The sequence below is a fragment of the Halomonas sp. JB37 genome (assembly GCF_002332255.1).
GTDB lineage: Bacteria > Pseudomonadota > Gammaproteobacteria > Pseudomonadales > Halomonadaceae > Vreelandella > Vreelandella casei.
Window position 1 is genome coordinate 3,152,264 of record NZ_NRGW01000001.1, and the last position, 12,738, is coordinate 3,165,001.

The 12,738-nt window shown below is 53.0% G+C and carries 10 protein-coding genes; 4 read left to right on the plus strand and 6 right to left on the minus strand.

Annotated elements, in window-relative coordinates; translation table 11 throughout:
- Positions 1–76: 76 nt before the first annotated feature.
- Both CIK78_RS14660 and dusA read left to right on the plus strand, forming a co-directional pair.
- Positions 77–514 carry a DUF2501 domain-containing protein gene (locus CIK78_RS14660; RefSeq protein ID WP_096281465.1) on the plus strand — a complete coding sequence of 146 codons (438 nt, stop codon included), beginning with the start codon at positions 77–79 and terminating at the stop codon, positions 512–514.
- A gap of 327 nt (positions 515–841) precedes the next feature.
- Positions 842–1,879 (plus strand): tRNA dihydrouridine(20/20a) synthase DusA, encoded by a 1,038-nt coding sequence (dusA, locus tag CIK78_RS14665; RefSeq protein WP_096281467.1) that lies wholly within the window; start codon positions 842–844, stop codon positions 1,877–1,879.
- Positions 1,880–1,917: 38 nt separating this feature from the next.
- Here the strand turns inward: dusA and CIK78_RS14670 are convergent, their stop codons facing one another.
- Both CIK78_RS14670 and CIK78_RS14675 read right to left on the minus strand, forming a co-directional pair.
- A complete protein-coding gene (locus CIK78_RS14670) occupies positions 1,918–3,378 on the minus strand; it encodes a catalase (protein ID WP_096281469.1) in 1,461 nt (486 codons plus the stop codon).
- Between the two features lie 201 nt (positions 3,379–3,579).
- Entirely contained in the window at positions 3,580–4,614 is a 1,035-nt protein-coding gene (locus tag CIK78_RS14675) for a succinylglutamate desuccinylase/aspartoacylase family protein (protein WP_096281471.1), read from the minus strand.
- A 212-nt stretch (positions 4,615–4,826) separates the two neighbouring features.
- Between CIK78_RS14675 and CIK78_RS14680 the strand changes: the two genes are divergently transcribed.
- Together CIK78_RS14680 and CIK78_RS17885 are read left to right on the plus strand one after the other, a co-directional pair.
- Positions 4,827–5,438, plus strand: coding sequence for a TetR family transcriptional regulator (locus tag CIK78_RS14680; protein ID WP_096281473.1), 612 nt, complete (start codon positions 4,827–4,829; stop codon positions 5,436–5,438).
- 64 nt (positions 5,439–5,502) lie between these two features.
- Positions 5,503–5,658: a hypothetical protein gene (locus tag CIK78_RS17885; RefSeq protein ID WP_176483407.1), complete on the plus strand. Its 156-nt coding sequence runs from the start codon at positions 5,503–5,505 to the stop codon at positions 5,656–5,658.
- A gap of 40 nt (positions 5,659–5,698) precedes the next feature.
- On the opposite strand, the gene CIK78_RS14685 is transcribed toward CIK78_RS17885, so the two are convergent.
- From CIK78_RS14685 to CIK78_RS14700, 4 genes are all read right to left on the minus strand, one after another.
- Positions 5,699–6,385, minus strand: coding sequence for a hypothetical protein (locus tag CIK78_RS14685; RefSeq protein WP_096281475.1), 687 nt, complete (start codon positions 6,383–6,385; stop codon positions 5,699–5,701).
- Between the two features lie 163 nt (positions 6,386–6,548).
- The gene (locus CIK78_RS14690) at positions 6,549–9,737 is read right to left on the minus strand and encodes an efflux RND transporter permease subunit (RefSeq protein WP_096281477.1); all 3,189 of its coding nucleotides are present in this window, start codon (positions 9,735–9,737) and stop codon (positions 6,549–6,551) included.
- Positions 9,737–11,005, minus strand: a complete 1,269-nt coding sequence (locus CIK78_RS14695) for an efflux RND transporter periplasmic adaptor subunit (protein WP_096281480.1) — start codon at positions 11,003–11,005, stop codon at positions 9,737–9,739. Before CIK78_RS14695 ends, CIK78_RS14690 begins: the two co-directional genes overlap by 1 nt.
- A 77-nt stretch (positions 11,006–11,082) precedes the next feature.
- On the minus strand, positions 11,083–12,570 hold the full coding sequence (locus CIK78_RS14700) for a TolC family outer membrane protein (RefSeq protein WP_096281482.1): 1,488 nt from the start codon (positions 12,568–12,570) through the stop codon (positions 11,083–11,085).
- Positions 12,571–12,738 lie beyond the last annotated feature (168 nt).

Consider the following 12,738-nt stretch of genomic DNA (forward strand, 5'->3'; position numbering starts at 1 on the left):
ATGGAACTGTTCCTCGGTTCGAAATGTCCATCAAACATAACCAACCTTAGAATTTTCAATATGATCGGAGAACTATATGGCTATGCGCATTAAATCTATCGCAACCACAGGATTAGTAAGCATACTTCTAGCGGGCCAAGCATACGCTTTCGATATCAATAGCGTAACTGATCGCGCAAGCAATATGGCTTCCAGCGGAGGCAGCAGCAACCTATTAAGTTCACTTTCAAGTGGCTCGTTCAATTTCGCTAATCTTGAGAACCTCACCGGCGTTTTAAGCTATTGTCAGGAAAACGGGTATTTAGGTAGTAATGCAGATATCGCCAAAAGTCAGGTTATGTCACGTCTAGGTCTTGAATCTGAGCCGGAAGAAAACCAAAGCTACCAAGAGGGCCTGTCTGGTATGCTTCAAGGCGACGGTGAATCCTTCAACTTAAGCGCCTTAGGCGACCAAGTCGGCGAACGCGCCTGCGGCATGGCAGCAGACCAAGCAATGTCGTTTGCTGGTGGATAACCCACCTCAACGACAAATACTTTGTTCTACAAGATAATGCGTAAAGCGGGCTTGCCGCAAAACAGCAAGCCCAATACCCTTTGAAGATCAATTAGCCCTCCTCAACGCCCTAGATTAACGGTATCCCTTGCTCTGTGCTGGGCACCCTTTCTTACGTACAATGGCGCGTATACAAAGCGCCATTGCTGAAAAGATCTCAAAATGTACCCAGTTTTTTTGGGACCTCGCCCAGTATCCTTACTTGGTACACTGTAGACACACCCAATGCGTTAATTACGGCTTAAAGAGGCAATAATGCTGCATTCCGTGCGGCCAAAGCATTACTAAATGACTAATTTAATTAAAGAAAACAGTGCAGATCGGGGCCGGCTTTTTTCTGTGGCCCCCATGATGGATTGGACGACCCGCGACTACAGAGCATTTGCCCGCACACTAACCAAGCGTGCGCTGCTGTATACCGAGATGGTCACGACTGGTGCGATTTTGCACGGGACGCCCCGTGAGCGCTTCTTAGGCTATAACGAGGTGGAGCACCCGCTTGCGCTGCAGCTAGGCGGCAGCGATGCCGGTGAGCTGGCGGAGTGCACGGCGGTTGCTGAGGCGTGGGGTTATGATGAGGTGAACCTGAACGTGGGTTGCCCAAGCGATCGCGTGCAGAACAACATGATTGGCGCGTGCTTGATGGGCTACCCCGAAAAGGTAGCGGACGCCGTGCGGGCAATGCAGGCGGCGGTGTCTATTCCGGTCACGGTGAAGTGCCGTATTGGCATTGATGATCAGGATGAAGACGCAGATCTTGAGCGGTTTATTGCGATTGTCGCTGACGCTGGCTGCGAGGTATTTACCGTTCACGCCCGTAAGGCGTGGCTACAAGGTTTATCACCTAAGCAGAACCGTGATGTACCGCCGCTTAACTACCCCCGAGTTCATCGTTTAAAGCAGAGCCGCCCTGAACTGCATATCGGTATTAACGGCGGGATTAAAACACTCGCCGAATGCCAAGAGCAGCTCACCCTTGTGGACAGCGTTATGGTGGGCCGCGAGGCGTATCAAAACCCGTGGCTACTGGCCGGTGTTGATGAGCAGCTGTTTGGTGAGAAAGGCCCGGCGGAGAGCCGCTTGGATGCCGCGAACGCTTTCCGGCCTTATATTCAGCAGCGCTTAGACGAAGGCGCCAAGCTGAATCATATTACCCGCCACCTGCTGGGCCTGTTTCAAGGTTGCCCAGGCGGAAGGCGGTTTCGGCGTCATTTGTCAGAACACGCGCATAAAGAAGGCGCAGGATTGCGCCTATTTGATGAAGCATTAAGCTTAGTGCGTGAGCCAGAGACCGAAGACACCCAGCCCGCCCCCATGCCTGTTTAGCGACCAACGTTCAGGCGGCGGGCCGAGTATTTACAGCATTACGGCTGGCCGCCTTTCACGCCTTTAGCGATGCGATCACCTACGTCTTGGTCGATATTGCGCCAATACTCAAACGCACGCTCAAGCACTGGCTCGCTGACGCCGCCTGAAAGATGCCCAACGACGTTGGACACTAAACGATCACGCGCGGCATCATCCATTACATCGCGAACTAACGTACCGGGCTGACCCCAGTCATCATCGTCTTTGCGCAGCGTATAAGCTGCACGTACCAACTCACCGCTGGTGGCCCATACGGCATCTTCTGGAAAACGCTCAACATCGGCTTTAGGGCCACCTTTGCTGTTCGGCGCATAGACAGGGTCTGTCGCGTGATGCATACGCATGGCACCACCCTGGGTATAGCTATTGACTGGGCTTATGGGCATATTGACGGGGATATGCTTGTAGTTAACGCCCAAACGCGCCCGATGTGCATCGGCATACGAGATAGAACGCGCCAGCAACATCTTGTCGGGTGAAAGGCCGGTGCCCGGCACCATGTTGTTAGGCTCGAACGCGGCCTGATTGATTTGGGTATGGAAGTCGGTGGGGTTTTGGTTAAGGGTTAACTTACCCACTTCCATCAATGGATAGTCGTCGTGGGGCCACACCTTGGTGAGATCAAAGGGGTTATAGCGATAGGTTTTGGCATCCTCAAAGGGCATGATCTGCATTTGCAGTGTCCAGGTGGGGTGCTCGCCACGCTGAATGGCTTCAAATAGATCACGGCGATGATAGTCGGCGTCGGTGCCGGCCATTTTATCCGCTTGTTCCTGAGTCATGCACTTGATGCCCTGGTCGGTTTTGAAGTGATACTTCACCCAGAACCGCTCACTTTCATTATTAACCCACATATAGGTATGGCTAGAGTAGCCATTCATATGCCGCCATGTCGCCGGCACGCCACGGTCTCCCATTAACCAAGCTACCTGGTGAGCCGATTCAGGTGACAACGTCCAAAAATCCCACTGCATATCATGGTCACGCAGGCCGTTATCGGCGCGACGTTTTTGTGAGTGAATGAAGTGCTGAAACTTCATGGGATCACGCACAAAAAACACTGGGGTGTTATTACCCACCATGTCGAAATTGCCTTCCTCGGTATAAAACTTCACCGAAAAACCGCGTGGATCACGCCATGTATCAGGGCTACCGCTTTCACCTGCTACCGTCGAAAAGCGGATCAGCACATCGGTTTTAGTGCCTTTCTGCAGAAACTTGGCTTTGGTGTATTTGCTAACATCGTGGGTGACTTCAAAATGCCCAAAAGCACCACTGCCCTTGGCATGCGGCTGACGGTCAGGGATCATTTCACGGTTAAACGCCGCCATTTGCTCCATCAGGGCGTGGTCGTGCATCACAATAGGGCCATCTTGCCCGACTGAGAGCGAATGTTCGTCACTGCTAACCGGTATGCCCGCATCCGTTGTGGTGTGCTTAGGTTTATCGCTCGTCATCGCTTTTCCTCCATGTCACGGTAGACGTGGCGTTTGACCGCCACTCGTTCGAGTACGATGAAAGCTTGGCTATTAATTTTCATTGTTATCAATGTAGCCGCTAACAAAGCCCACCCTTAGGTATAGCCAATCAGCCGCCAACTTTCCATGTATGGCGGCTATCACTTCTCTATCAAACCAATAGCTTTTATGTATAGGCAGCTAAAAAGAAAAAGAATCCGTGGGCGGTACCAAGCTTGAGTTAAAGCTTTCGATGGCCGTTTCAGCCTCCTCAATTTCATCGAAACGGGCAATATGAAATAGCGCTTCACCTTCGTTAGCCAGCGGCAAGCGGCTCATCCCAATCACAATTCCATCTGCCACCGCGCGTACTTCGCCCTCTTCATTGCCAAAAGGGTCGGCCACTTTGCCCAGCACCTCACCTTTGGCAACGCGCGCGCCTAGGCGCACCTTGGGGCGCAAAATACCGTCGATAGGCGCCCTTGCCCAGCTTGAGCCGTTGGCCAGTTCAGCAGGCGCTGGCGTGCGGCGGCGCTGCTCACCGGCCAACATGCCTAAACGCCGCATAACGCGCAGTACACCGCGGGCACCGGGTGCAATCGCCCACTCATCAAAGCGCAGCGCTTCACCGGCTTCATAGGTTAATACTGGAATACCACGGCTCTGCGCGTAGTGGCGCAGGCTACCTTCGCGCAGCTCAGCGTTAAGCACCACGGGAGCGCCAAAAGCATCTGCCATGCGCTCGGTTTCACTGCCTGGGCGCAGCTGTGCACGAATTTGCGGCAGGTTCGTACGGTGAATCGCCCCGGTATGCAGATCAATAATATGCGTGGCGTGATCAACAATTTGTTCGCGAAATAAAGCGGCAATCCGACCACCTAACGAGCCTGACTCACTGCCCGGAAAGCAGCGGTTAAGATCACGCCGATCAGGCAAATAGCGCGTTTGCTGTAAGAAACCAAATACATTGACCACCGGCACTGCGATCAGTGTGCCACGAATGCCATTAATCGCTTTGGCGCGCAGTACCCGGCGAACAATTTCCACGCCGTTGATTTCGTCGCCATGAATACCACCGCAAACCAGCAAAACAGGGCCATCCTTGCGCCCGTGCACGACCTCCACAGGGATATGAAGCGGCGTATGGGTATATAAACGCGCGACTGGCACATCTATTTGTAAACGCTGGCCGGGCATAATGGTGTGCTCGCCCAGTTGAAAAGGTGCTCGCGGCATGCTTAAAGTCCTGTTTTAACGATGATGCTTCACGCTGTCTCAGTGAATACGGATCCATTCCATTGCCTTTTTATACGCCTGACGCTGCAAAATAACGAGCCTAACCCTTCTCTCTATGCGATAGCTGAATTATCCATACAGTTTTGAATGTAAATATCAGCCAGCTTAGGTTAAAATGTGACCATTACGTTTCGATCATAAGGTTGCGCGCCATGGCAAGAAAAACTAAAGCTGAAGCTGCTGCCACTCGGGAAGCACTGCTAGAGGCTGCCGAAGAGGTGTTTTTTGCCAAAGGCGTGGCACGCACATCACTAGAACAAATTGCTCGCCATGCAGGCCTTACTCGAGGCGCTGTTTATTGGCATTTTAAAAATAAGGGCGATTTGTTCATGGCGCTTGTCGAACAAGTCCGCATGCCCTTTCAATCGCTCATGGAAGAAGTGGAGAAAACCGAGGCGGGAAAATCGCCCCTTGAGTCCATCCGCTTAGCCTGCCATGCCGGCTTGGCTCGTATTGAACAGCCCTCATATCAGCGCATACTGTCAATCTTGCTGCATCGCTGCGAGTTCTTCAGTGATATCAACCCGCTCGAAATGCAGGATAAAATTGGTAATGAGTGTTTCGATGAAATGCTGTCAGTGTTTGAAATCGCGCAACAGCAGCAGCTGTTGCGTGAAGACCTCTCGCCGGCCGTTGCCACGCGGATGATGCAGTCAATGCTAGGTGGTCTCTTCCACGACTGGCTACGCAACCCCGGTGCTTATTCGATTCGGGAACGCGGTGGAGAAATGATCGATACTTCCATCCGCATGATGCAGCGCTAATTATTTAACGCCACTCTTAATGCAGCTTGTGACACTCAGCGTACCTAACTGCGGGCACGCCCCCATGCTAGACCGACCTGAACAGGTCATGCCCATTGAGCGCTTTTTAATACGGGCTGCAAAGGCTGATGTAGTACCCAACAAGCAAACTCAAGCGACCAAGGTTAGCCCTACTATCACTCAGTGGCTAACCCAGCAGTGGCGGAAGTGGTGGCAATAGCTGAGCGACGCTTGTAGGCAATGCGCCCAGCTGCTTGCTATCAATGCGAAGTAGAGTACGGCGCCGAGTGGCGTTTTTTTCGGTTGAGCCGCAGCTTGTTCAAATGAACGCGTGTTTCTAGGTAGTCTTGCTCTGACACGCTCCGATAAGCGCCCTCTGAGGGCAGGTACTTCACCAGCACACGACGCTCGCCTTGAAGTGGCAACGTCCCCTCTTTGCTATGCAGCGTTACTGCGCTGTTCGGCTCATTATCAATCACTGCAAATGCCAACTCACCGCGGCCTTGGCGCTCAGTCACCACCACGGTTTCTCCCAACAAGCACCGGCGAGTAAACGGACGATAGCGGTGCAACCCACGGTGTAGCGCGTGGCAAATCGATGCGGCGATAGGGGAAGCAGCGACCATTGACAACCACAACACCAGTACGCCCACCGGAATACGTATTAAGCCAAGTGGCAGCCAGCGCAAGACTAATAGCTCTATCGTCAACGTGAGCGCCGCTGAAATAGCCAAAATAACGCTCAATGCCAGTATGGCAGGCACACCGGCAAAGCCTAGCGAGACCAGCGTGCTGGCGAGGTGGTCTTCTTTTAAGCTATCACGTTCAAATAAATCTAGCGGGGCTACTCGAATCAGCACTAATAGCCAGTAGAACGCCAGTAACCCGAGTAAGACAACGAGCACAATGCTCGGAAATTGCATGGCAGCGTGCAGTACATGTTCCATAGTGGCGCTCCTCCGATACTTAGCCGGCGATGTATTATTATTTAAAGCTTAGTCTACATTAGCTTTTTAGTACCACTTTTCAGGCTATTTTCGTCAGATAAAAAAACGGGCATCACCCGAAAGTGACGCCCGTTTATTGCTTACCCATCGTTCAGGGGGCTAATTAGTCTTGATTGTGCTCAAGCGCTGGCTTGGAGGGTTCGTGCTTATGCCCTCGCGTCTTACGGCCTAGCCAATCCGACGCTGTCGCAATCATGGCGTAAAAGCTCGGAATAAACAGGCTGCCCAGCGTAGCGACAGAAAGCATACCCATCGCAACTGTGGTACCAATGTGATGACTGCTCACATCGCTGGCGCCGGTGGCTAGCGCCAGCGGCAGAGTACCAAAGATGAACGCTAGCGAGGTCATAACGATCGGGCGGAAACGCAGTTCTGCCGCAATAATCGCCGCTTCACGGATTGATTTACCATGCTCTTTACGCTGAAGTTCAGCGAACTCGACGATCAAGATAGCGTTCTTCGCCGCCAGCCCTATGACCACCAGCATACCTATTTGCACATACACGCTGGTGTCTAGGCCACGCAGTACAATGCCCCCGATACTGCCAAGGAAAGCAAAAGGCGTCGCCGTTAGTACCGCCAGCGGCAGTGACCAGCTTTCATACTGGGCCGCGAGTATCAAGAACACCATCAGCATACCAAACACGATCGCCATAGTAGCCGCATTACCTAGATTGGCCTCCTGATAAGCAGTACCGGTCCAGCCCATCCCCCAGTTAGTGCCTAGCGTCTCTTGTACGATTGAATCCATCGCTTCAATCGCTTGAGCAGAACTGTAGCCGGGCGCAGGATTACCCTGGAACTGGGCGCCTGCATAAACACCGAAGCGAGATACCACGGCAGCCCCCGTTTGGCGCTCAAGTTCGACGAATTCGGAAAGCGGTATACGCTCGCCGTTACCGCCGCGCACATACACGCTGCTAACGTCATCTGGCGTCTTACGGAAGTCATCTTCGTTTTGCAGGTACACCTGGAAATTACGGTTTTGATAGCTAAAGTAGTTCACAAAACCGTTACCAAACGTATTGCCTAGTGCTGAGTTAATATCCCCCAGTGACACGCCGTAACTCAAGGCCTTCTGCTGATCAATGTTCGCGCGGTACGAAGGCACGTTAACGTTGAACGTTGAAAACACTTGGTTTAAAGCAGGATGTTCATTGGCCTTCTGCATAATTTGCAGCGATGCATCATACAACTCCCGCGTTGATGCACCATCAAACGACTGCAGGTAACCGGTAAAACCGCCGGTCGTCGAGAGACCCATAATCGGCGGCACGTTAAACGCCATGGCAGAGCCACCGTCAATACTCGCCCCCAGCTGCATGATTTGCCCGACAAGGCCACTGGCCGTCAGATCACGCTCAGACCAAGTGCTCATGTTGACGAAAATGATCCCTCGAGCCGTATTCACTGCGCTCGACAGAATGTCGTAACCCGCAATAGCTGAGGAATACTCAACGCCCGGAATCGCTTCAATTTCAGCACTGAGCTTTTCCATGTAACGCTGGGTACGATCAAGCGACGCGGCATCCGGCAGCGACACGCTCACCAACACGATACCCTGATCGGTTTCTGGCACCAGCGTTGAAGGCGTATTGGCGTAAAGCCAGTAAGAGCCAACGCCGACCAGCACTGTGAGCGCTAATGCCAACACCCATAGACGCACCAAACCTTTCACCACCCACATGTAGGCGGCAGTGATACCGGCGAACATGCGATCAAACAGGCGCAAAGGCGTATTCAAGGCACGTTTAAATTTAGACTCACCCGCCCCTGCGATTTTGTGCTTGATAAAGATCGCGGAGAGCGCCGGCGTAAAGGTCAGCGCCATGACTGCCGATAGCGCGACGGAAATGGCCACGGTAATCGCAAACTGCTGATAAATCTGCCCGGTAAATCCGCCCAGGAAAGCAACGGGGATAAACACGGCAGCCATAATCAGCGATGTCGCAATGACCGGCCCTCCGACCTCTCTCATTGCTCGGATGGTAGCATCGCGAACGCTTATATCTTCTTCTTCACTGAGTACACGTTCGACGTTTTCAACCACCAAGATGGCGTCATCAACCACGATACCTATCGATAGCACCAGCGCGAACAGCGTCAGTAGATTGATTGAGAAACCAAGTAGATAGAAACCGGCAAAAGTACCTACCACGGCGACCGGCACCACCGACATCGCAATCACGGTAAAGCGCCAGTTCTGTAAGAATATAAACAGAATGACGATAACGATCAGAAAGGCTTCAATAAACGTGTGTAGAACCGTCTCGACCGAGGCATCAATAAACAGCGTAGTGTCATAAGGCGCGACATACTCAAGCCCTGGTGGGAAACGGCTCTCGAGCTCATCCATAGTGGTGCGCACACCATTAGCTGTCGCTAATGCATTGGCTCCAGGCTGCTGGTTGATGATAATCGGCGTCATCGTAGAGCCGTTCAGGCGCGCGTCAATACCGTAGAAAGACGCCCCGAGTTCGATACGTGCCACGTCTTCCAAGCGCAGTGACGAACCATCGCTATTGGTGCGCAAGTAAATATTGCGGAAGTCGTCCACATTATTCAGTCGGCCGCCTGCGGTAATCGTATACGTATAAGCACGCGGCTCGCCTTGGGGCGTGGATGCCAAGCTACCCGCTGGGATTTCTGTATTTTGCGACCTAATAGCGCTGGCCACTTCACTAGGCGTCATGTCGTACTGAGCCAGCTTGTCTGGGTCCATCCAAATACGCATGGCAAACTCACCGCCACCCAGCACTTCCGCATTACCCACACCCGGCACTTGGCGCAGTTCATCCAGAATATTGAGCGTGGCGTAGTTCTGCATATAGACGTTGTTATAGTCCCCATTGGGTGAGGTCAACGCAATAAACATCAAAATAGAGTCTGAACGCAGCTCGACGGTAACGCCTTGCTGCTGCACGGCCTCGGGTAATTGCGACAGCGCACCCTGCACACGGTTATTGACGTTAATGGTATTAATGTCGCCATCGGTGCCGATATTGAACGCAATACTCAGGCTCATAATGCCGTTATCAGCGCTGTTTGAGGTCATGTACAGCATGTCCTCAACGCCGTTTATAGCCTCTGCTAGCGGTGCCGCGACCGTTTGGGCAACGGTTTCTGCGTCGGCACCAGGAAACTGCGCCTGCACCGACACGGTAGGCGGCACCACGCTAGGGTACTGCTCAATAGGCAGCACTCGCATGGACATAACGCCTACCAGCGTCACGATAATTGCCAGTACCGTGGCAAATATCGGGCGGCTGATGAAGAAGTTAGAGAAGTTCATTATTGCGCACCCTCTTCTCCTTCAGCGGGCTGTCCATCGGCAGCACCCGCTTCCATTGCTTGTGCTGCTTCAGCCTGCTCTTGTGCTTCTTGCTGCTCAACATCTTCAACAACGGCTGCCGCATCACCATCGAACGGCTGCGGGTCAATCGCCATACCCGGTGATAAACCGGCAGGATCACCGACAATCACTCGATCACCTGGCTCAACCCCTTCGCGAATCAGCTGCCACGGGCCTGCCACTTCACCTAAGGAGATCGTTTGTGCGCGAGCCTTGTTCTCGTCATCCAACACCAGTACCTGCGGGCCCATTAAGCCCTGAGTAACGGCAATTTCAGGCACGGCCATAACATCAAAGCGCTTTAAGCCCTCAATGCTAACGCGTACAAACTGACCTGGTAGTACGGTAGCCTCAGGATTCTCGAACGTGGCGGATGCTTGTACCGTGCTCGTACCGCTATCCACTCGCGAACCAAGAAAGTCTAAGTGCCCTTCAAGCTCAGAGTCAGTGCCACCGCTCACACCGGGAATGCTTAACCGGGCGCGGATATCAGAAGGATCACCGCCCTGGCTCAACTGCCGACGCAGCTCAAAAGCATCGCGCTGGGGCAGTTGAAAGCGCACCTCTAGCGGGTCCAGGGGTGTGATGGTGGCAAGCTCCGTGCCAGACGTCACCACATTGCCCACGTTGATCTGACTCAAGCCGATCATGCCCGAGACGGGCGCGGTCACCTGGGAATAGCCTAGGTCTAGATTGGCGCTGGTCAATACCGCTTCTGCTTGTGCCACGCTTGCCTGGGCAACGCGCTGGTCGGCTAACGCTTGGTCATACTGCTGACGACTCACCGAGTTTTGGCTCAGCAGTTGCTCAAAACGCTGGGCATCACGCTGAGCGCGAGACAGTTGAGCCTGCGCACTTTGTAAATCGGCTTCGCGCTGATTGACGGTGGCCTGATAAAGATCCGGCTCAATGGTATAAAGACGGTCGCCTTTTTCTACCATTTGCCCGGGTTCGAAATGACGCTCTTCCAGAGAACCATTCACTCGCGCGACGAGAGTGACTTCGTTATCGCTGCGTAACAGCGAAGGATACGATTTATTCAGCGCTATATCTTGACGAGCCATCTCTGCCACTGCCACTTTATGCGCAGGCGCCTCTTGCTGACTCTGCTCCGGGGCCTCAGCCTGTTCTTGACCACAGGCAGCAAGTGCCAGCGCGGCTACCAGCGTCACCAGACTCGCTCTGTTTGAGTGAATCATTTTCTTCATACGTTTCAATTCCCATGTATCTTTTTAAGATCGACTGATAGCAGGTTCGCGCCTAATTCACGTTCGACCTGGCGTTATTACCGGCCAGGCTGGGGCGGTGCACCAATGTCGAGTGCGCGCTGGTAGCGGTCATCACCGCCGCTTTCGGGCAAGGTAAAGTTCACTTCATCGCCCGTTAGCCAATTATTGAGGTCTTCAATGGCATCCACATCCAATAGCCCCGACTGCTGACGCAGCGAGAGCAAATTCACCACATAGCTGTAGCGAGATTCAGCATAATTAGCGATAGCGTTGTACAAGTTCTGCTCAGCATTCAGCACATCCACAATATTACGAGTGCCCACCTCATAGCCCGCGCGGGTTGCTTCTAGCGCGCTTTGGTTCGACACAATGGCCTGCTGACGCGCTTCAACCGTTTCTACATCATTACTGACTTGGGTATAGAGCGAGCGCACTTGCTGGATAGACATCCGACGCTGGGACTCGAAATCATACTGGCTGCTCTCCAGTTGGTAGGTCCCTTGGCGAATCCTGGCGCTCGTGCTGCCGCCGGTATAAAGAGGTAGGTTGGCACTCACCCCCACCTGGCTAGACGAATCGTAGCCGGTAGTGCCGTCAATATCGTTATCAGCGAATTGATAGTTACCAAACGCCTGAACAGTTGGCAAACGTCCAGCCCGGGCAATGTCCACACCACTGCGTGAAATTTCAATGCCTGCCTGCTGCGCTAATACTTGCGGGTTGCGCTCAATGGCTTGCTCTACCCAATAGTCGCGACTGCTGGGCTCAGGAAGCGCAATCGGCATACTGTCTCCCAGCGCGTCGATACTGGCATAGCGCTGGCCGGTAAGCTGCTCTAACGCTTCAAAAGCCACCTGCAGACTGCTTTCTGCGGCAATGCGATCCGCACGTGACTGATCGAATGTAGCGCGCGCCTCTTCTACTTCGGTAATCGCAATCAAGCCCACTTCGAACTGCTCACCGGCTTGCTCCAACTGACGCCCAATCGCCCGCTCTTGAGCAAAACGCGCCTCTAATACTTCGTAAGCGCGCAGAATTTCGAAATAGGCACTAGCCACATCAATCAACAGCTGTTGTTCAGTGGCTGCCAGCAGATAAACCTGCTGATCAATTTGTCGTTCGGCCTGAGTAAACTGTTGGCGAGTCACTTCATCAAATAGCGCCTGAGTGGCTTCAAGCTGAAGCGACACCGTGTTGTAACGGTCATCACTCGCACCGACGTTACCAAGCTGTGCCCCCCCCGATCCAACATCACCAGCGCCCGAACCTATTCCAGACCTTCCGTGACTTTCGTACTGTTGGTTATGCGCCACATTACCCGTCGCATTAACTTGAGGTAACAGTGCACCCCGTGCAACGTCTCGGCCTGCTTCAACGCCCAGATACTCAGAGCGCGCAGAGGAAAGTGCTGCGTTATTATCTAACGCATCACGGGTAATCGTGATGAGATCAGCCGCCTGAACAGGCAGCACAAAAGAAGCGGTGAATACCGCTAACAGCAAGGGTCGTAAAGGGGCATTGACTGCCCAGTGTGCCAGTCGCATGGGTATTGCCTCTAAGTATTAGCGTCGGGATGGCGAGCGTACTAAGTCATCAACGTACTAGGTCATCAACAAACTAAGTCACTCAACGTACTGGGCCATTCAGAAAGATGAGCATTATAGTTACATTCATGTATGTATGCTAGCCTTGAACTATCGAAATTTGTGTGT

What these genes read in the sequence shown, in the direction of transcription:
- CIK78_RS14660 (WP_096281465.1), top strand. Translation starts at nt 77, where the DNA reads ATGGCTATGCGCATTAAATCTATCGCAACCACAGGATTAGTAAGCATA.
- dusA (WP_096281467.1), top strand. Translation starts at nt 842, where the DNA reads ATGACTAATTTAATTAAAGAAAACAGTGCAGATCGGGGCCGGCTTTTT.
- CIK78_RS14670 (WP_096281469.1), bottom strand. Translation starts at nt 3,378, where the DNA reads ATGACGAGCGATAAACCTAAGCACACCACAACGGATGCGGGCATACCG.
- CIK78_RS14675 (WP_096281471.1), bottom strand. Translation starts at nt 4,614, where the DNA reads ATGCCGCGAGCACCTTTTCAACTGGGCGAGCACACCATTATGCCCGGC.
- CIK78_RS14680 (WP_096281473.1), top strand. Translation starts at nt 4,827, where the DNA reads ATGGCAAGAAAAACTAAAGCTGAAGCTGCTGCCACTCGGGAAGCACTG.
- CIK78_RS17885 (WP_176483407.1), top strand. Translation starts at nt 5,503, where the DNA reads ATGCTAGACCGACCTGAACAGGTCATGCCCATTGAGCGCTTTTTAATA.
- CIK78_RS14685 (WP_096281475.1), bottom strand. Translation starts at nt 6,385, where the DNA reads ATGGAACATGTACTGCACGCTGCCATGCAATTTCCGAGCATTGTGCTC.
- CIK78_RS14690 (WP_096281477.1), bottom strand. Translation starts at nt 9,737, where the DNA reads ATGAACTTCTCTAACTTCTTCATCAGCCGCCCGATATTTGCCACGGTA.
- CIK78_RS14695 (WP_096281480.1), bottom strand. Translation starts at nt 11,005, where the DNA reads ATGAAGAAAATGATTCACTCAAACAGAGCGAGTCTGGTGACGCTGGTA.
- CIK78_RS14700 (WP_096281482.1), bottom strand. Translation starts at nt 12,570, where the DNA reads ATGCGACTGGCACACTGGGCAGTCAATGCCCCTTTACGACCCTTGCTG.